Origin of the sequence: Streptococcus equinus (assembly GCF_900101445.1) — a bacterium.
GTDB classification, from domain to species: Bacteria; Bacillota; Bacilli; order Lactobacillales; family Streptococcaceae; genus Streptococcus; species Streptococcus equinus_B.
In genome coordinates, this window is record NZ_FNKE01000003.1 from 37,815 (window position 1) to 57,633 (window position 19,819).

At 38.5% G+C, this 19,819-nt stretch carries 16 protein-coding genes; all 16 read right to left on the bottom strand.

The window, feature by feature from the left end:
• Positions 1–75: 75 nt before the first annotated feature.
• Positions 76–1,089 (bottom strand): phospho-N-acetylmuramoyl-pentapeptide-transferase, encoded by a 1,014-nt coding sequence (mraY, locus tag BLR83_RS08795; RefSeq protein WP_074561302.1) that lies wholly within the window; start codon positions 1,087–1,089, stop codon positions 76–78.
• 6 nt (positions 1,090–1,095) lie between these two features.
• Complete coding sequence (gene pbp2X, locus BLR83_RS08800; RefSeq protein WP_074561303.1) at positions 1,096–3,360, bottom strand: penicillin-binding protein PBP2X; 2,265 nt, start codon at positions 3,358–3,360, stop codon at positions 1,096–1,098.
• Between the two features lie 3 nt (positions 3,361–3,363).
• On the bottom strand, positions 3,364–3,687 hold the full coding sequence (gene ftsL / locus BLR83_RS08805; RefSeq protein ID WP_074482658.1) for a cell division protein FtsL: 324 nt from the start codon (positions 3,685–3,687) through the stop codon (positions 3,364–3,366).
• The gene (gene rsmH / locus BLR83_RS08810) at positions 3,687–4,637 is read right to left on the bottom strand and encodes a 16S rRNA (cytosine(1402)-N(4))-methyltransferase RsmH (protein ID WP_039695993.1); all 951 of its coding nucleotides are present in this window, start codon (positions 4,635–4,637) and stop codon (positions 3,687–3,689) included. The genes ftsL and rsmH overlap by 1 nt, the downstream gene beginning before the upstream one ends.
• A gap of 134 nt (positions 4,638–4,771) precedes the next feature.
• Entirely contained in the window at positions 4,772–6,022 is a 1,251-nt protein-coding gene (locus tag BLR83_RS08815) for a glutamate-5-semialdehyde dehydrogenase (RefSeq protein ID WP_074561304.1), read from the bottom strand.
• Between the two features lie 16 nt (positions 6,023–6,038).
• The gene (gene proB / locus BLR83_RS08820) at positions 6,039–6,842 is read right to left on the bottom strand and encodes a glutamate 5-kinase (protein ID WP_039695915.1); all 804 of its coding nucleotides are present in this window, start codon (positions 6,840–6,842) and stop codon (positions 6,039–6,041) included.
• Positions 6,843–6,950: 108 nt separating this feature from the next.
• Positions 6,951–8,573, bottom strand: coding sequence for an ABC transporter permease (locus BLR83_RS08825; RefSeq protein WP_074561305.1), 1,623 nt, complete (start codon positions 8,571–8,573; stop codon positions 6,951–6,953).
• A gap of 4 nt (positions 8,574–8,577) precedes the next feature.
• Positions 8,578–9,309 carry an ABC transporter ATP-binding protein gene (locus tag BLR83_RS08830; RefSeq protein ID WP_074561306.1) on the bottom strand — a complete coding sequence of 244 codons (732 nt, stop codon included), beginning with the start codon at positions 9,307–9,309 and terminating at the stop codon, positions 8,578–8,580.
• Positions 9,310–9,331: 22 nt separating this feature from the next.
• On the bottom strand, positions 9,332–9,625 hold the full coding sequence (locus BLR83_RS08835; protein ID WP_074561307.1) for a bacteriocin immunity protein: 294 nt from the start codon (positions 9,623–9,625) through the stop codon (positions 9,332–9,334).
• 153 nt (positions 9,626–9,778) lie between these two features.
• Complete coding sequence (tkt, locus tag BLR83_RS08840; protein ID WP_074561308.1) at positions 9,779–11,764, bottom strand: transketolase; 1,986 nt, start codon at positions 11,762–11,764, stop codon at positions 9,779–9,781.
• Between the two features lie 151 nt (positions 11,765–11,915).
• Entirely contained in the window at positions 11,916–12,173 is a 258-nt protein-coding gene (locus BLR83_RS08845; protein WP_039695920.1) for a DUF896 family protein, read from the bottom strand.
• 126 nt (positions 12,174–12,299) lie between these two features.
• Complete coding sequence (glyS, locus tag BLR83_RS08850; protein ID WP_074561309.1) at positions 12,300–14,339, bottom strand: glycine--tRNA ligase subunit beta; 2,040 nt, start codon at positions 14,337–14,339, stop codon at positions 12,300–12,302.
• On the bottom strand, positions 14,339–15,256 hold the full coding sequence (gene glyQ, locus BLR83_RS08855; RefSeq protein ID WP_006531137.1) for a glycine--tRNA ligase subunit alpha: 918 nt from the start codon (positions 15,254–15,256) through the stop codon (positions 14,339–14,341). Before glyQ ends, glyS begins: the two co-directional genes overlap by 1 nt.
• Before the next feature lie 355 nt (positions 15,257–15,611).
• Positions 15,612–16,760, bottom strand: a complete 1,149-nt coding sequence (gene nagA / locus BLR83_RS08860) for an N-acetylglucosamine-6-phosphate deacetylase (RefSeq protein WP_074561310.1) — start codon at positions 16,758–16,760, stop codon at positions 15,612–15,614.
• 91 nt (positions 16,761–16,851) lie between these two features.
• On the bottom strand, positions 16,852–17,694 hold the full coding sequence (locus BLR83_RS08865; protein ID WP_200796326.1) for a DUF3737 family protein: 843 nt from the start codon (positions 17,692–17,694) through the stop codon (positions 16,852–16,854).
• A 132-nt stretch (positions 17,695–17,826) separates the two neighbouring features.
• Positions 17,827–19,458, bottom strand: a complete 1,632-nt coding sequence (locus BLR83_RS08870; protein WP_074561312.1) for a Na/Pi cotransporter family protein — start codon at positions 19,456–19,458, stop codon at positions 17,827–17,829.
• Positions 19,459–19,819: the final 361 nt, after the last annotated feature.

Consider the following 19,819-nt stretch of genomic DNA (forward strand, 5'->3'; position numbering starts at 1 on the left):
GGGGATTAAAGCAAAGCACTATGCGCTTTAAGAAGTAAAAAAACGAGCTGAGAATGTCTCAACTCGCTTTCACTATTATAAAACATAAAGGAAAATCAATGTGATGATACTTGCAATAGCTCCAACGCTCCACAAGAAAGCATCAACTTTCCATTCAGACCATTTTTCTGATTTTCCAGACAAACCACCAAGCTCCAAATGATGGTGGAATGGTGTCATACGGAAGATACGACGACCTTCACCATATTTTTTCTTAGTGTATTTGAAGTAAGATACTTGAAGCATTACTGAAGCTGTTTCAAAAACGTAAACAAAACCAATGATTAGCAATGTCCATTCTTGACGAAGGGCAATTGAAATTGCGGCAAGCATAGCACCCAATGCCAAGCTTCCCACATCACCCATAAAGACTTTAGCTGGTTTATGGTTAAAGACAAAGAAACCAAACAAAGCACCAATCATAGTAACAATAATCAAGAGAACATCGAATTGTTTTTGAACAACTGCGATAACTCCGTAAGCTGCCAAACTAATAGCTACTGAAATTGAAGCCAAACCGTCAATCCCATCAGTCAAGTTAACCGCATTTGAAAATCCAACAATCCAGAAAAGAACAAAGGCAACATAAAGCACGCCAAGGTGTAAATCAAATCCAAAGACATTCAAATCATCTGTTCCACTTGGACGCACGTGAACAAAATAGAAAATCAAACCACCAATAATTTGCAAGCTCATTTTTTGCCAAGGTGTTAAACCTTCATTGATTTGTTTAAAGATTTTCAAGAAATCATCAAGGAATCCTACAATTCCATAAATCAAAAGAACCATTAAAATTCCTACGGTTGCTCCCATTGAAGCACCAGCTTGTCTTTCGATAAAGAAACTAAAGACAAGACTAACGAGAATGGCAACTGTTAGAAAGACTGTCCCACCCATTGTTGGTGTTCCGGCTTTAGCTAAATGTTGTTTGACATCCTCGTGCATTTGTTGCCCACCAATTTTTTTCAATTGATAAATACGAATAAAATGCGGCATAGCAAATACTGTCAAGGCAAAGGCGACAATACCTGCAATTAAACTTAAAAACATTTTAGTTTAGTCTCCTAGAGTAATTTTAATTTTTTTGACTTTGTCAATATCTTTTCCGGTATCGACACTTTGCTTAGTGACTTTTGAACCAGAGCCTTTAATGGTTACTTTGATTCCAGTCCACTTCGCAAATTTTTCAACATTTTCTTTCGTCCAGCCATACATGTCTGGCATTGTTTTTAATTTTCCTGTCCAAAGTAGCACTTGTTCATTTTGTGAAAGATTGCTTCCGACTTTTTTAGACATTTTCTTAATTTTGCTACCTGAACCAACGACAACTGGTTGAACAAGATTATTACGAAGTTCCTGAGCGGTATCACCAGGTGCTTTTCCGATATAATCTTTCAATTGGTATTTAGTTTCTGTATCTGTACCAGTCACGGCTGTACTTGTCAAAGTGTCCTTAATCATCATGGCACGTTCAAGCACTGGATTAACTACATCTTTCCAGAAACTACGTTTAAAAGTCGTTGTTGGTTGTTGAAGGGTAACATACATGATAAAGTCAGGATCATCTGATGGCACCATAGCAACAACAGAGTTGATGTAGTCATTATCACCAGTCAAGTATCCTCCACCTTCTTCAGCAGATGCGGCAATTTGGGCTGTACCAGATTTGACGGCAACTGAGTAATCACCGACTTGAATAACCGGTGCCCCTTCCGTGCTATCATACAAGGTACCAAATTGTGAATCTGTACCAACCGTTACCATATAATCAAGTGTTTGATTAGCAGCATTTTCTGAGACAGGTTTACCAGAGATTTCAGCTGACGCTTTACGGGCTGTATTATTATTTGGGTCATAGATTTGACTAATAAATTGTGGTTCAAGCATAACCCCTTTATTAGAAATCGCAGAAAAGGCACGAAGCATTTGAACTTGTGTCACACCAATACCTTGACCGAAAGCACTCATGGCAATGGTTACTTCATTGTCTGATGGCAACAGACCGCTACCTTCATTGACCATTCCAAAACGTGTTGGGTAACCGAATTTAAACTTAGACAAGTAGTTTAGCCATTTATCATTACCCATTTTTTGTTCAAGACTTGTCATGGCAACGTTACTTGACCAAGCGAACCCTTGAGCATACGTCATATATTGAACAGAAGTATTACCTTCGTTGACGTTCCAGTCATTGATTTTTGTGTCAGCGACTGTAATACCATTGATAGTTGAAATGACTTCGTTTGGCGTGAAGATACCATCATCAATAGCTGAAGCAAGTGTCATCACTTTCATGGTTGACCCTGGTTCATAGTAACTTTGATAGAGAATGGTATTCCATGTCTTAAGGTTATCTTCATTATAACCTTCCATTGTCTGTGCATTATAGGTTGGACGTTGTGTGGTTGCTAAGATTTCTCCTGTTTTAGCATTAACCACTGTCGCACTGGCATATTTACCTTGAGCATCATTTTGGAAAATATCCATTTGTGACTCAAGATAAGATTGCAATGGTTCAGAAAGTGTTGTGTAGACATCTTTTCCATCAACAGCTCGTTTAACGGTTGTTTCTGTACCGAGTAACAAGTTACCATTTTTATCTTTTTGGTAAGTTACTTTTCCGTCTGTCCCTGATAGCACATCGTTCAATGAGGCTTCTAAACCTGATGTTCCGACAAGGCTTGATGTTTTACCATCTTTATTTTCTTTTAATTGGGCAAGTCCTAGGAATTGTGAAGCAAAGACACCATTTGGATACATACGTCCAGGTGTTGATTCAAATCCAATTCCTTTAATTCCAGCATCCTTCATAGCTGTTTCAATTTCTGATTTCTTACTGTATGATAAACCAGACCCTGAACTTCCGAATGACACTTGGAAAAGCCCACTTTGATTCAATTGTTTTAAGACTTCGTCTTTATCAATACCGATTTGGGCATTCAAAATCTCAGCAACTTTATCGTATTGAGATTTTTTAACGTAGAGTTTTTCACCAGTTGTTGACACATAAGATTTCGAGATAATAGCATAAACACTATAAGTTGTCGAATCCTCAGCTAGTGCAACACCATTACGGTCATAAATCGTACCACGTTTAGCTTGGACCGTCACTGTTTGTTGGTAAACATCTGAGGCTTCTTTAGATAGATTATGACCAAACTTGGTATCTGTTCCCACAATAATCGCGAAATTGATAATAAACACAAAGAAAAGGAAGACTGCCAAAATCATTAGATTTTGACCAACACGCTCGCGATTTTTATCGGGTGTGCGTCTGTCCTTTACCACATAGTCTAAAAAACGATTCATTAATTTTTTCATAGACTACTCCACCTGTTTAATATTATCCTGCTGGCTTGTTAAACCAGCATTTTGGGCAATTTGCTCAACACGGTCACGACTTGACAGTTCATTGACCTCTTGTTTAGCATTGTCGTAATTTGTCTGTACTTCAGTAATCTGACTATTTAAGTCAGTGATTTGCTGTTGTACTTGAAGATTACGACTTTGAAGGTAAATAATACTAATCGCCATGGTAATAGCCGTTAAAATGATGGAACCATAAAAAGCTTTTTCGATGCGTGAAAATTTTCGAATACGACGTCTAAGAGCCTTAGCAATGGCTTCGTTACGGTGTTTATCAGTCATTACTTACGAACCTTTCTAGCCACGCGCAATTTTGCTGAGTGAGAACGATTGTTGGCTTCCAACTCTTCTTGACTTGGTAAAATCGGTTTACGATTTACAAGAGCAAGTTTTGGCTGCATATCATCTGGAATAAAAGGTAAACCTTTTGGAACTTCCACTGTAGACGCTTCTTTAAACAATTGTTTTGTCAAACGGTCTTCAAGCGAGTGGAAAGTAATCACAGAAATACGACCATCAACTGCTAATAAGTCAATCGCTTGTTGGATAGACTCATCTGCTGCTCCCAATTCATCGTTAACTTCGATACGAATGGCTTGGAAAATTTGCTTAGCAGGGTGCCCTTTTTTCTTAAGCTCTTTAGCAGGCTTAGCTGATTTGATGATTTCTGCCAATTCAGTCGTTGTTTCAATCGGCTTTTCTTGTCTAGCTTGTTCAATTTTGCGCGCAATTTGTTTTGAAAACTTATCTTCACCGTATTTGTAGAAAATACGAACCAAATCATGGTAATCGTAAGTATTCACCACATCATAAGCCGTTAAATCTTGCTCACGGTTCATACGCATATCAAGCGGAGCATCCTTTTTATAAGAAAATCCACGCTCACGCTCATCTAGTTGCGGACTTGACACCCCAAGGTCATATAAAATACCATCAATCTCAGTTACTCCATGCATTGCTAAATTTGAAGCAAGATTGCGGAAATTGTCCTTGATAAAAGTGACTTGTCCTTTTTCAATATAATCTTTTAATCGAATTTGTGCATTGTCAATAGCCGTCTGGTCTTGGTCAAAAGCATAGAGGTGACCATTCGGGCCAAGCTTAGAGAGGAGATATTCACTGTGTCCTGCTCCTCCAAGCGTTGCATCTACATAGATTCCATCTGGCTTGATATCAAGCATATCAACGGTTTCATGTAGAAGTACTGTAATATGATGAAAGTCTTTTGTCATACCTTTCATTATAACACAAATAGAAAGATTCTTCCTTAAAAGATGAGGAGAAATAGAAAAACCAAGCGTCCCATATTTGAGACACTTGGCTCTTTTTTATTTGAAAAATGAACTCATTTCCGAAAGAAAATAAATTATTCTCTGATTTGTCCTTTACCGTTAATGTAAAATTTTGTGCTTGTTAATGCTTCTAGGCCCATTGGACCACGCGCATGCATTTTTTGGGTAGAAATTCCAATTTCTGCTCCCAAGCCAAAGACAAATCCATCTGTAAATCGTGTTGAGGCATTCACATAAACTGCTGCTGCATCCACTTCATCTTGGAAGCGTTCGGCGTTCTCAAGATTTTTTGTCACAATCGCTTCAGAGTGATGGGTTGTGTAGTGATTTACCCAATCAATAGCTTCATCGAGTGAAGACACCACATTAACAGACATGATGTAATCATTGTATTCTGTTGCAAAGTCTTCCTCACTTGCTGCCTTTGCATCTTTAAAAATAGCTAGCGCTTTTTGGTCTGCACGGAATTCCACTGGATGAACCTTGTTAATAGCTTTTTCTAATTGAGGCAAGAACTGCTCTGCAATTTTTTCATGAACTACAAGACTCTCAGCTGCATTACAAACACTTGGTCGTTGCGTTTTGGCATTGATGACAATCTTAGTTGCCATATCCAAATCAGCTGTTTCGTCAACGAAAATGTGACAATTTCCAACTCCAGTTTCAATGACTGGAACCTTAGATTTTTCTTTAACTGTTTGAATCAAGCGTGCGCCACCACGTGGAATCAAAACATCAACATAATCGACAGCTTGCATTAATTCTTCAGCAACAGCATGGCTAGTATCTTCGACTAATTGAACCACATTTTGGTCAAGCCCTTCTTTAGCTAGAGCTTTTCTGATAACTGTTACAAGTGCAGTATTTGAATGAATAGCATCACGACCGCCACGTAAAATAATGGCATTACTTGTCTTGAAAGCAAGGCTAAAAGCATCGACAGATACATTTGGACGGCTTTCAAAAATCATAGCAATGACACCAAGCGCAACACGTTTTTGCACAATTTTTAGGCCATCAAGATTTGTGTAGCCACGAACAACTTGACCAATCGGATCTTGAAGATCAGCTACTTGACGAACACCTTCTACAATACCTTCAATGCGTTTAGCATCAAGGCGCAAACGGTCTACCATAACCGGTGAAATTCCATTTTCTTGCGCTTTTTCAACATCACGCGCATTTTCTTGCAGGATAAAATCAGTTTCTGCTAGCAAAGCTTTCGCAACAAGACCCAAGATTCGATTTTTCTCTGCTGTTCCAAGTTTTACCAAACTTTGAGAAGCTGTTTTTGCATTTTTCCCTAGTTCATCAATATAGCCCATCTCAAGACCTCCTTAATTACTTAGATTGTGAAAACCATGTTCCAATATTAGCACCATCAAGAGCACGTAAAATATCACGTGGATTAGCTCCATTCATCAAAATCATTTGACTGTTGTTATCAAAAATCATTTGAGCACTCTTAATCTTACTAAGCATGCCACCAGTACCAAATTTGCTACCTGCACCGCCAGCTGATTTAATGATTTCATCAGTGATTTCACTAACATGCTCACGAAGTTTCGCATCTTCATAAACATTTGGATTTTTATCATAAAGCCCATCAATATCTGACAACATGATTAGCAAATCAGCTTTAGTCACTTTAGCAACAATGGCAGATAAGCGGTCATTATCACCGAATTTTGTGGCATGATCCATTTCATCAACGCTGATGGCATCATTTTCATTAACGATTGGAACAATTCCCATTGAAAGAAGCGTCTCAAAGGCGTTAGTGAAATTTGCCAAACTCTCAGGATATTCGATAACATCTCGTGTAATCAAAAGCTGACTGACTTCTGTCTGATAGTGTGAAAAAATTTGTGAATAAAGGCTCATCATGGCCACCTGACCGACACTTGATACCGCTTGTTGGCGTGCAATTTCTGTCGGACGTTTGTCCATGTTAAGAACATTAAGTCCAAATCCCATGGCACCAGATGATACCAAGACAACTTCCATTCCTTTATTCATCAAACTAGAGATAACAAAGGCCAGTTGATCGATTTTTTCAAGATTTATTTTGCCATTTGGCATAACAAGGGAGCTTGTCCCGATTTTTATAACAATTCGTTTTACTGATTCAAAATTACGTTTCATACGCTTATTATACACTAAAAAAACAGTCCTAGGAACTGTTTTTCTAAGGTTTTATCTAAGTATTTAGTCAACTTTAATTCACATCTTAATTTCAGGAGATTTTAGAAATTAATGTGAGATTTTCTTCCAAAATTTATGACTAATCAAGATTTGAGCAAAAATTGCTAAGACCAAAAGAACAATTGTCAATGTCATGTTAATCAGTAGAACTTGCTGAGTGATATTGCCAATGATTACTAAACCAACCGCTAAGCCACCACCAAGAAGATAAGCTGCCATCATAATCGCAAGAGCAAGCCACTGACCAGAATGACGATTAAAAAGCTGTGTCACATCTTGCCAAAGCAAATTTAGATTTTTATAGTCACGCCAATACATCAGTTGGCCTTGAATAGCGATCATAGCACACAATCCAACCAAAAATGCTAGCATTAAAAAGACATTTAGATGCACCAAAAACAAACCAACAACTAAATAAATAACAGCAGGAACAAGTGCTTGAAGTGCAGCTAAAACAATAAATTTCTGAACAAGAAAGCCTTTAAAATGAAGCGGCAAACTTCTTAAAAAGTTATAGTTTTCTTTTTCAAGCGAAATACCAACTCCAAGTAAAGTCGTTGGCATGGCACAAGTTGTTCCCAAAATAACGCCAACAAGCAAGGCAATACCAAAATAATCCGTAGATACCTTGGCTAAAGTAAACCCATTAGTCAGCATTGGTGTCAGGAAAACAACCACATAAATCAAAGGCATCAAATAGGTCTGAGTAAGCAAGGTTGCATTTTGAAGTGTTGAAAGGTGATGATGAAGCATCATCTTTGTTAAAGAAGCTGAACTTTTTGACGTTTTTTTCGTCTGCTTCTTAGCTTTAGCTTTTTTAGGACTAGCATACAAAGTATTGTGATAATAATTTGGCATCGCCCATTTAACCAAACCGATAATCAATCCCAAAAGAACAAGCAAAGGAAGGTAAAAGTTCAAAAGCGCAGCCAAACTAAAAGGCGCATGAACCACATCATAAAAGCCTCTAAAATAAGGAATAATTGGACGATCAGGAATCGTCAAGCTGTCACTTCCCATATTTTTACTGTTGACAACATTCATATAAAGAATAGTTCCGACAGCGCCAATCGTTGAAAGAGACATCAAGACTGTTGAAATCAATTTACGATGATTGCTGCGAACAATCAAACCACCAACCAAGCTATTAACATAAAGTGCTAATACTGTTGAAGCGGTAAAGAGAATCCCAAAAACAATCACGGTAGCAATAATTGCCACAAATAGCCCTGCCATTTGCCAATAAGCGATGAAAAATAATGATACCAAAGGCATCAGGAAAGTCACGCCCATCCCAAAACTTGAAATCACTTTTGCCAGATACAACTCACTGGATTTAATCGGCAAGTGAGCATAAAGTTTAACATCATCACTTTCGTAAAAAATGCTATACATAGCTGAGAAAGCATTCAAGCTTGCCATGATGAAGAAAATCGCTGTGTAAAAAGAAAAGTAACCAGGATAATGTTTAAAATTAAGACTGGCAAACATGAAAATGTAAATCACTGCAAAGAAAAGACTTAAAACCACTTGCTGGCGAATCACACTTTTGTAAGTTGACAATCTTTTTTGAGGATTCTTTTCTTGTTTACGCTTAACCGCTGTTACAGCTTGAGGGTTTGAGTAAAGGATATTAATCTTAACAAGTTCCTTAACAGTTGACCAATTCATACACTCACCCCTCTTCTACCTTGCGACCTGCAAGTTCTAGGTAAATGCTTTCCAAATCTTTATCCGGATAATTGGCTTTTAGCTCATCCAAAGAACCAACAAAAATTAATTTGCCTTCTTTTAAAATCCCGATACGGTCACACAATTGCTCAGCAACTGCCAAGACGTGTGTTGAAAAAAGGACAGTATTGCCACCACGCGCATGCTCTTTCATCATCTCTTTCAAATCAAAAGAAGCTTGCGGGTCAAGACCAGTTAAAGGTTCATCCAAAATCCAAATATCAGGATTTGAAATCAAAGCTCCAATAACAATGACTTTTTGACGCATCCCATGTGAGAAACTTTCAATCAAGTCATTAACATGCTCAGCGATATCAAATAAATGTGACAAGCGTTCAATACGCTCATCCACTTCTTTTTCATCAACGCCATAAATCTTAGCTAGAAAATGCCAATACTCACCAGCTGTCAAATTCAAGAACAAATCTGGTGAATCTGGAACATAACCAATACGTTTTTTGATGTCATCGCGATGTTCAGACAATGCCAAATCATCCACGTAAACTTCACCATAAGTCGCATCAATGATTGACGTTAAAATGCTAATGGTTGTTGTTTTCCCAGCACCATTGTGACCAATCAAACCAAAAATTTCCCCATTTTCGATGGTCACATTTAAATCACTAAGTGCTTCCTTATCTCCATATAATTTTGAAACATGTTCAAAACGAATCATTTTTTCTTTCCTCCTAATCTCCTCAAAATGGCTTTATCCACTTTGAAACTTCCTTTTTTTCATAATATTCTACTGCCCACTCTTGGGTTAATTTTTTTAATTCCTCAACACCACGTGGGAGTGTCAAATCAGTGTGAGCGCTGTAAAGATTTAAATCACGGTCTAAATGCAAAGCACATAAACCAGCATCTCTACTCTTAATTACTTCATTAGACGCTGACAGCAAAATTTTAGATAATTTCACGTCCTGTCTAACTACCATATCTTCATAAGCGACTTTAATAGCTGAATATAGCTTGCTACATTTTTCATCCATTAAATCTCCCCCTCTCCCAAATTAAATACATTTGTACTATTGAAATAACACAAATAATCTTTACAATATCTTACCCTTTCTTACACCATTTGTCAAATCATTATAAAAAGCCCTTGCCAAAAGCAAGGACTTTCTATCATGATTTATTAAGGATTACAATGATTCGTAAAGGCTAACAGCGTTATCAACTGTGAATCCATATTCTTCAAAGATTTTAGCACCTGGTGCTGAAGCTCCCCAAGTATCGATTGTAAGAGTTTTACCTTGGAGACCAACATATTTGCCCCAACCAAAGCTTGAACCAGCTTCGATTGCCAAACGTTTTGTAACGTTAGATGGAAGGATACTTTCTTTATAAGCAGCATCTTGTTCGTCAAAGATGTTTTGTGCTGGCATTGAAACCACGCGAACGTGAACACCTTTAGCTTCCAAAGCAGCTTGAGTATCAAGAGCCAATTTCACTTCAGAACCTGTAGCGATAAGGATACCGTCAAGGTCACCTTTAGCTTCCGAAAGGATGTAAGCACCTTTGTTCAAACCTTCTTCTGCCAATTCTTTTGTTCCTTCAAGAACAGGAAGATTTTGACGAGTCAAGATAAGCATTGTTGGACGAGTTGTTTCAGCAAGAGCACGTTTCCATGCAGCGTTTGTTTCGTTACCATCTGCTGGACGGATAACATTAAGGTTAGGCATAGAACGAACGCTAGCTAATTGTTCAACTGGTTCGTGAGTTGGACCATCTTCACCAACAGCGATTGAATCGTGTGTCATAACATAGACAGTTGGTAATTGTTGAAGAGCAGCCATACGAACAGCTGGAAGTAGGTAGTTTGAGAATACGAAGAATGTACCACCGTAAACACGAGTACCACCATGAAGAGCGATACCGTTCATTGCAGCAGCCATAGCAAATTCACGAACACCAAACCAAATGTTACGACCAAGGTAGTTATCTGGTTGGAAATCAGATTCTACTTTGACCATTGTATTATTTGATGCAGAAAGGTCAGCTGAACCACCCCAGAATGATGGGACTTGAGCTGAGATTTGTTGGATAGCTTGTTGACTTGATGAACGGCTAGCAAGGCTAGTTCCAAGTTCGAAGTCGTCAAGTTTTACGTCAACTGGTTTGTTAGCAAATGCAGCTTTGTATTCAGCAGCTAATTCTGGGTAAGCAGCTTCGTATTCACGGAATTTAGTTTCCCATGCGTTTTCAGCAGCTTCACCACGGAATTTGATACCAACTTCAAAGCGTTTAGCAACTTCTTCTGGTACTGTGAATTCTGGATATTCCCAACCGTAAGATTTTTTAGCGTAAGCAATTCCATCAACACCAAGAGGGGCACCGTGAACAGCAGATGTACCTTGTTTTTCAGCACCGAAACCAATGATTGTTTTCACTTCGATGATAGATGGTTTTTCTGTTTCAGCTTTAGCTTCTTCGATAGCTTTAGCAATAGCTTCAAGGTCGTTACCATCTTTAACCAAGATGTGTTGCCAACCGTAAGCTTCGAATTTACCTTTAATATCTTCTGTGAAGGCTTTTGATGTTGGACCATCAAGTGAGATGTCGTTTGAATCGTAAAGAAGGACCAATTTACCAAGTTTTAAGTGACCTGCAAGACTAGCAGCTTCTTGGCTGACACCTTCCATCAAACAACCATCACCATGCAAAGCATAAGTGTAGTGGTCTACAATATCAAAGCCTGGTTTGTTAAATTTAGCAGCTAAATGAGCTTCTGCCATTGCCATACCAACAGCGTTAGCGATACCTTGACCAAGTGGTCCTGTAGTTGCTTCTACACCATCAGTGTGGTTAACTTCTGGGTGACCTGGTGTTTTTGAACCCCATTGACGGAAGTTCTTCAAGTCATCGATTGTTACATCGTAGCCTGATAAGTGAAGTAGGCTATACAAAAGAGCAGAACCGTGACCTGCAGACAATACAAAACGGTCGCGGTTAGACCAAGAACGACTTGTCTTTGGATTAACATTCATTACATGATTCCAAAGAACGTAAGCCATAGGTGCAGCTCCCATTGGAAGGCCTGGGTGACCTGAATTGGCTGCCTGAATGGCATCAATTGAGAGCGTACGGACAGTGTTTACTGCCAACTGATCAATAGCATCAAATGTCATGAGTGAAACCTTTCTGTTTTTAAGGACTTAAAGTATTATTGTTCGGATTCTATTATATCATAAAAAACTTGACTTTTTAAATTAAATTGTCAATTGCTTTCTTGTAAGCAGTTTCTAAAAAAGCCCAGCTAAAGATAGCTGAGCGATTTTCTTATGAATTTGGATCGTCAAGGCTACGACCGTGCAAACCACGTTCACGTTGCAATTGACGAAGTTTTTCTGGTGTCACATCATTTCCATCTTCATCGACGATTTTAATACCGGCGATGTGGTGAAGCAATGAATGACGGTAACCTTCAATATACTCTTTACGCAATTTAGCTTGTTCAACTTTTTCAGGACCAGTCAAACCAACTGTTTTTTTCTTGCGTGCAAGTTCATTAATACGTTGAATCTTTTTTTCATTCATGAGTAAGACTCACCTAACGTCTAAATTATGTTTAAACGTTATTTCCTTTCTATAATTTACCAAAACCTCTAAACTAAGAAGTCTGATATACGCCAGAAATCTACTCAAAGAGTAGATTTCTTAAGCTTATTTGGTATTCAATTTGTTAAATGCGGCAACGCTGCTTGCTTTTGCTGTCAATTCAGCAAGAATAGCTAAGCGGTTATTTTTAACAGCTTCATTATCTACCATAACCATTGTATTGTCAAAGAATTTGTCGATAACTGAGCTTAAAGCAAACAATTGAGCCAATTTATCGCTAGCAGAACCAGCCAAGTTTAAGTCAGCTGCGGCTTGTGCCAAAGCTTTTTCTTCGTCATTTTCAAACAAGTTAGCATCAACTGCTACACCTGCTTGTGCTTTTTCAGCAAGATTGAAGACACGTGAAAGACTTTCAACAGCAGCTTTGTAACCTTCTGCTTTGCTTGCTTCAACAAGAGCGTCAGCAGCTTCAAGCATTTCAGCCACAACAAAGTTTGAACCAGCAAGAACAGCTTCTTTAATGTCTTTAGAAACTGATTTGTTCATCATTTTTTCAACACGCGCACGAATGAAGTCCATAACTTCTGCTTTGTGTTCGTATGTCAAGCTATCAAATTCCAAAGCATAAAGGTTGTCAACCAATTCATCCATTGGAATTTTCAAACCAAAGGCATCCATGATACGAACAACACCAGCTGTCGCACGGCGAAGAGCGTATGGGTCGTTTGAACCTGATGGAATCAAACCAACTGAGAAGAATGACAAGATAGTATCCAATTTATCAGCAAGTGCCAAAAGTGCACCAACTTTAGTTTCTGGAAGGTCACCATCAGCTGAATTTGGAAGGTAGTGTTCGCGAATAGCTGCTGCTACTGCGGCATCTTCACCAGCAAGAAGGGCATATTTTTCACCCATGATACCTTGCAATTCATCAAATTCACCAACCATACCTGTCAATAGGTCAAATTTGTAGATTTCAGCAGCGCGTGCAAGAGCTTTGCTTTCTTCGGCAGAAGCGCCAGCTTTTTCAGCAAGGTAAGCAGCAATCACTTTGCTACGTTTCATGTGTTCTGAAAGTGAACCAATTTTTTCGTGGAATGTTACGTTATCAAGTTTAGCTACAAGGTCAGCGATGTTAAGTTTTTGGTCTTCACGCCAGAAGAATTCACCATCTTCCAAACGAGCAACAAGCACTTTTTCGTTACCTTTAATAACGTTTTCGATGTGGTTTTCGTTACCGTTACGAACTGAGATGAAGTTTGGCATTAAGTTGCCATCAAGGTCACGAACAACGAAGTAACGTTGGTGGTTTTTCATTGATGTCACAAGCACTTCTTCTGGAACTTCAAGGTATTTAGTATCGAAGCTTCCCATGAAAGCAGTTGGGTATTCAACCAAGTTAAGCACTTCGTTAAGCAATTCGTCGTCGATTTCAACACGAACGTTTTGAGCTTTTTCGATAGCTTTGATTTGGTTAACAATCATGTCTTGACGTTCTTTTGCGTCAGCGATAACAAAGACTTTACGCAAATCTTCTTCGTATGAATCAGCAGTTGCGATTTCTGTTTCGTGACCAAGGAAACGGTGACCACGGCTCACACGACCTGAGTGGATATCCAAGAAGTCAAGGTCAAGAGCTTCGTCGTCAAGAAGCACTGTCAATGTGTGAACTGGACGAATGTATTCAAATGTATTGTTTGCCCAGTGCATGTTTACTGGGAAAGTCATAGCTGACAAGATTTCTGGAATGTCAACAAGGACTTCTTTAGCAGCTTTTCCTGCTTCGTGTTTTGTAACGTAGACATATTCTTCACCTTTGACTTCGCGGAATTCGATGTCATCAGTTGTCAAACCTTTACCACGAACAAAACCTTGAGCAGCTTTTGTAAAGTTACCATCAGCATCCAAAGCGATTTTTTTAGAAGGACCTTTGAAGTCTTCTGTCAAATCAGTTTGAGCATCTGCAAGTCCAAGAACACGAACAGCCAAACGACGTGGTGTTGAGAAGGTTTGAATGCCTTCAAAAGCCAAACGTTTTTCTTTCAAAAATGCTGCCATGCGGTCGCCAAGTTGTTTTTCACTTGGAGTAACAACATAAGCTGGTAATTCTTCTAAACCAAGTTCTACAAGTAAATTTTTAGCCATTATTCAGCATCCTCCTTCAAAAGTTTTTCACGTGTTGCTTCATCAAGCAATGGGTAACCAAGACGTTTACGTTCAGCAACGAAAGTTTTCGCAACGACACGGGCCAAGTTACGGATACGAGCGATGTAACCAGCACGTTCTGTTACAGAAACAGCTCCACGCGCATCAAGCAAGTTGAATGTGTGTGAGCATTTCAAAACGTAATCGTAAGCTGGGTGAACCAAGTTTTCTTCCAAGCAACGTTTTGCTTCTGTTTCAAATTTTTCAAAGTTTTCAAGAAGCATGTCTTGGTTAGAAATTTCAAATGAGTATTTTGAGTGTTCAAATTCTGGTTGAAGGAAGATTTCACCGTATTTAACACCTGGAGCCCATTCGATATCATAAACTGAATCCACTTCTTGGATGTATGATGCCAAACGTTCAAGACCATAAGTAACTTCTGACGTTACAGGACCAGTTTGCAAACCACCAACTTGTTGGAAGTAAGTAAATTGAGTGATTTCCATACCGTCAAGCCAAACTTCCCATCCAAGACCAGCTGAACCAGTTGATGGGTTTTCCCAGTTATCTTCAACGAAACGGATATCGTGTTCCAAAGTGTTGATTCCCAAACGTTCCAATGATTCAAGGTAAAGTTCTTGAATGTTAGATGGAGATGGTTTCATAACAACTTGGAATTGGTGGTGTTGGTAAAGACGGTTAGGGTTTTCACCGTAACGACCATCTGCAGGACGACGTGATGGTTCTACATATGCTGCATTCCATGGTTCTGGACCGATGGCACGAAGGAATGTGTAAGGGCTCATTGTACCAGCACCTTTTTCATTATCATAAGCTTGCATTAACATACAACCTTGGTCGTTCCAAAATTGTTGCAAAGTCAAAATAATTTCTTGGAAAGTCAATTTTTTAGACATACATCTACTCCTTATTTTGTTAACTTAGTTTTTGCGAAGTATCTAAGGAAATCAGCTTTTTTTACAATATAAAAAACCGCCAACACACCCATATGATACCTCATAAGGGGCGTTAAAACGCGGTTCCACCCTATTTTATTACTTCATTTATCTGATTTTAACTTAGCCTAGCTAAGCGAAAGCGCCAGCGACTCATTTCAGTTTCATCCGACTTCCACCACCTCGGACTCGCTAAGAAACACCATGAGGCTTTCTCTCTTTACCAGCTATTTTAGCACAAATGTAATTGGGTGTCTAGTAAATATCAAAAGAAGCTGAACTCATTCTTTTTATGAATCCAGCCTCTTTTTTATTTCTACGCTTTCCAGGCTTCTTGTCCGCCTAGGTATGTTGCTCGTAAGTCAAGGTCTTTGTCTAGAACGATAAAATCAGCTTTGTATCCTTTTTTGATTTGACCACATTTATCGTCGATGCCAACTGAGATTGCTGCTGTGAGACTTGCCATGCTAATAGCTTGCGCTTTTGAGGCAATTCCCCAATTAACCACATTTTTAACAGCATCTTTTAACTGAAGAATCGAACCTGCAAGAGCACCATTTGATTTCAAACGTGCTGTTCCTTTTTCAACGATAACAGGAAATTCTCCAAGCATATAATCACCGTCTTCAAGACCACCAGCACTCATGCAATCCGTAATCAAGACAACATGTTCGTGGTCTTTTTGATGCATCAAAATATCACAAGCAGATGGGTGCACATGGTGCCCGTCACAGATTAACTCAGCATAGGTATTTGGTAGTTCATAAACCGCACCGACCATTCCTGGCTCACGGTGATTAAGGCCACGCATACCATTATAAGCATGAACCCAAACAGATGCCCCTGCTTCAACTGCTTGCGCAGCTTGCTGATAAGTAGCATCTGAGTGTCCAAGAGCTACAATGACATTTTTACGAGTCGCATAATCGATAAAGTCTTCGACTTCATCTCGTTCAGGTGCCAAGGCAATTTTTTTCAACAAGCCCTTTGAACTTTCAAGCCATTGATCAAGTTCAGCTGTTGAAGGATTTTTCATATAAGATGGGTTTTGAGCCCCCTTGTATTTTTCTGTGAAATAAGGTCCTTCAAAGAAAAGTCCTTGGATACGCGCACCGCTTTCTTTACCAGCAAAATCAGCTGCCGTACGACAAATATCATCTAAGGTCTCAAATGATGCCGTCAAAGCTGTTGGTAAAAAGCTTGTGACACCTGCTCCCAAAAGAGCCTTACTCATTATCTCAAAAACCTCTTGATTATTGTCCATGACATCAACACCAGCAAAGCCATGGATGTGTGTGTCTACTAAACCAGGTGCCACACTAAAACCTGTATAATCTATAATGTCTGCGCCATGCGGTACTTCTGCTTGCCAATCGCCAAAAGAATCGCCTTCGATAGCAAGGTAACCTGCACCTTTAACATGGTAAGGATAGTAAAATTCATCTGCTTTGATATATTTTGTCATTTGAATCGCCTCCATGCTTATATTATAAAATAAAAGCGCTTTTTTGTAAATGGTATATACCAAATTAGACCAATTTTTCTTAACGGACTTTCTATTGATTACGGATAATAACTTTTCCTTTAGCCATAGCATCATCCATTATCAGCTCATCAAGATCAGAAACTGTAATCACTCCGCTTAAAGGATTTTTAATACTAATCATTGCTGTCGTAATGCTAGCTGTAACTTCTGATTTTTCAAAAGCTAAGTCCGCATCAAGCATTTTACAATTAATCAAGGTTAGATTTTTACAATAGCAAAAAGGTTGCGTTCCAATGATAGTACAATTTTCAAAGGTTACATTTTCGCTATACCAAGCGAGATATTCACCCTTAATAATACTGTTTTTAACGACAACATTTTTAGCATGCCAAAAAGCATCTTTTGTATTAAACTCGCAATCCTCAAAAACGGAATCCGTAATGTACTGAAAAGAATATTTTCCATTCAAAGTCACCTGATGAAAATGAAGTCTCTCTGAATGCAACATAAAATACTCACTAATTACTGAAGCATCCGTCATTGCAATATCTTTCACTGACCAGCCAAATTCAGGTGAGATAATCTCACTGTCTGAAATGGCAACATTTGAACATTCGCGTAAAGCCTTAATCCCATGTAATTTTGAATGGCTAATCCTAATATCATCTGAATACCAGAGAGCAGCTCTGCAATTTTCCGTCATTTCTGAGTCAGTTATCACCAACCCTTTGTCGTGCCAAAATGGATAGCGTAAATTAAAATAAGAGTCTCTTACTTCGATATTCTTACTTTCTTTTAAGGCACTTTCGCCATCAGCAGCCCCAGTAAATTGACAAGTATCCACCAAAATATCAGAGCTAGCATATAAAGCTCGCTCCTCGTCGTAAGTCTGATTCTTAATAATTGTTTTCAAATCAATCTCCTTATCATCTCTTGATAGCACCATCCTACACCTTAGACTAAACTCCAAGTCAAGAACTTTTCTAGTAAAAATGATAAAAAAACACCTTCAAACCAAAAAAGTTCAAAGGTGTTAAATGTATGATTAAATTTGATTTTCAAGAACTTTTTCAACCAAGTTTAAAGCGTGGTCGGTAATACGTGTACATGGTGTAATAAGATCGATAAAGTTTACACCAGCAAGCGGCGTACATTCACCATTGTTCATACGTTTAATATGATTTTTACGAATGCGACGTTCCAAGTGTGCGATTTCTTTATGACGATCAACCAACTCATTTGCTAGCGGCAGGTCGTTATCAATGACAACTTTAAGTGAATCAAGAATCATGCGATGTGTTTCGTGATATAGGTTGTCAATTTCTTTAACAGCAGCTTGTGAGAAAGTGATGTCTTTTGAAATATTATGTTCCATCAAGTGAACCAAGCTAATACTGTGGTCACCAATACGTTCAAGGTCACGTGATGAATCAAGAACACTTGATAAAATTTCACTTTCGTGTTGACTTAATTGCTCACTTGAAAGATCAATCAAATATTTTGTCAATTCTTCATCGACATTATTAATAGTGTCCTCAAATTTTTGTGTCTTTTCAGCATATTTTTCATTTCTTGTTTCCACAAACAAGAAAGCTGCTTCAAAGGCTTGAGTCGCAAAGGCACCTAAGTGAATCAATTGTTTTTTAGCATTCCCAAGGGCAATAGCTGGCGCTTGTTTAAGAATAATCTTATCAAGATAGACAGCTTTGTACTTAGTAGCTTCATCTTCACCAGGAATTAATTTTGTAACTACAAATGCCAAAGTTCCAATAAATGGGAAGAGCAAGATGGTATTTGTAATGTTAAATGTTCCGTGGGCAAAGGCAACTGTCATGGCTGGCGTCAATTTAAAATGAACTTCCATCCATTGCATCAAGCTAGTAAATGGCACCAAAAGAATCATAAAGAGCACTGTTCCGACAACGTTGAAGAGAACGTGAGCCCCAGCCACACGTTTGGCTGCGATATTTGAACCAATCGCTGCTAGCACGGCTGTGATACAAGTACCGATATTACTTCCTAGAAGAATAGGAATTGAGCCTTGAAGGTCAAGCAAATGACCTGCATATAACCCTTGCAAAATACCAATAATGGCGGCTGATGATTGGATAAGCATGGTCAAGCCAGTCCCAATCAAAACACCCATAATCGGTTTGTCACCTAAGGTCGCTAGATAATCCTGAAAGGCTGGAACAGTTTTTAAAGGTCCCATAGCATCACCCATGATGTTAAGTGAGAAGAAAATTCCTCCGACACCAAAGATGATACGTCCGATATTATTCAAACGTCGGTTTGACGTGAAGAATAACAAAGCGGCACCAATAAAAATCATTGGGAGCGCATAGTCACCCAAATTAAAACCAATCAGAAAGGACGTTACAGTCGTCCCGATATTGGCTCCCATGACAATACCAATCGCTTGTCGCAAGGTTAAAAGTCCTGCTGACACAAGACCAACAGTGATAACTGTTACCCCTGAACTTGATTGGATTAGAGCTGACATGGCTAAACCAACAAGAATTCCTAAGAAAGGATTACTCGTATATTTGTCGATATAAAAACGAAGTCTGTCTCCTGCAGCCTGTTGTAGACCGTCTCCCATATATTTAATACTGAAGAGAAAGAGTCCTAGACCTCCAAAAAAACCAAAAGCAATTTCTTGCCAATTTACTGACACAGTCTTATCCTCAAATATTATAATTTTACCGGAAAAACCCGATACTTCCATTTTAATGTATTCAAAGAAAACAAACAAGTGTTTTTTAAGCTTTTTCTAAATTGATAACTAACTGAAAAATGCTACTCTTTTAAGATAAGCAGCTATTTTGCCCCTTTTAGCAGCTATTTCTAAACATAAATGATAAAAATACTAAAATTTGAGGGAGGTTTTTAGAAAAACATTAATGCGCTGTCATTTATATGTTATAATAGTTAAGGACGCTGTGCTTGCCACAGAATACTACTAAATACGTTTATTATCAAAAAATGTGATAACAACTTCTTTATCACATCGCATTATTTTATTATAGAAGGAGTTT

Excerpts from the sequence above, each read along its gene's own strand:
- mraY (WP_074561302.1), bottom strand. The coding sequence starts at position 1,089 with ATGTTTTTAAGTTTAATTGCAGGTATTGTCGCCTTTGCCTTGACAGTA.
- pbp2X (WP_074561303.1), bottom strand. The coding sequence starts at position 3,360 with ATGAAAAAATTAATGAATCGTTTTTTAGACTATGTGGTAAAGGACAGA.
- tkt (WP_074561308.1), bottom strand. The coding sequence starts at position 11,764 with ATGACATTTGATGCTATTGATCAGTTGGCAGTAAACACTGTCCGTACG.
- ftsL (WP_074482658.1), bottom strand. The coding sequence starts at position 3,687 with ATGACTGATAAACACCGTAACGAAGCCATTGCTAAGGCTCTTAGACGT.
- BLR83_RS08825 (WP_074561305.1), bottom strand. The coding sequence starts at position 8,573 with ATGAATTGGTCAACTGTTAAGGAACTTGTTAAGATTAATATCCTTTAC.
- glyQ (WP_006531137.1), bottom strand. The coding sequence starts at position 15,256 with ATGTCTAAAAAATTGACTTTCCAAGAAATTATTTTGACTTTGCAACAA.
- BLR83_RS08835 (WP_074561307.1), bottom strand. The coding sequence starts at position 9,625 with ATGGATGAAAAATGTAGCAAGCTATATTCAGCTATTAAAGTCGCTTAT.
- BLR83_RS08830 (WP_074561306.1), bottom strand. The coding sequence starts at position 9,309 with ATGATTCGTTTTGAACATGTTTCAAAATTATATGGAGATAAGGAAGCA.
- nagA (WP_074561310.1), bottom strand. The coding sequence starts at position 16,760 with ATGACAAAATATATCAAAGCAGATGAATTTTACTATCCTTACCATGTT.
- rsmH (WP_039695993.1), bottom strand. The coding sequence starts at position 4,637 with ATGACAAAAGACTTTCATCATATTACAGTACTTCTACATGAAACCGTT.
- BLR83_RS08845 (WP_039695920.1), bottom strand. The coding sequence starts at position 12,173 with ATGAATGAAAAAAAGATTCAACGTATTAATGAACTTGCACGCAAGAAA.
- BLR83_RS08815 (WP_074561304.1), bottom strand. The coding sequence starts at position 6,022 with ATGGGCTATATTGATGAACTAGGGAAAAATGCAAAAACAGCTTCTCAA.
- glyS (WP_074561309.1), bottom strand. The coding sequence starts at position 14,339 with ATGGCTAAAAATTTACTTGTAGAACTTGGTTTAGAAGAATTACCAGCT.
- proB (WP_039695915.1), bottom strand. The coding sequence starts at position 6,842 with ATGAAACGTAATTTTGAATCAGTAAAACGAATTGTTATAAAAATCGGG.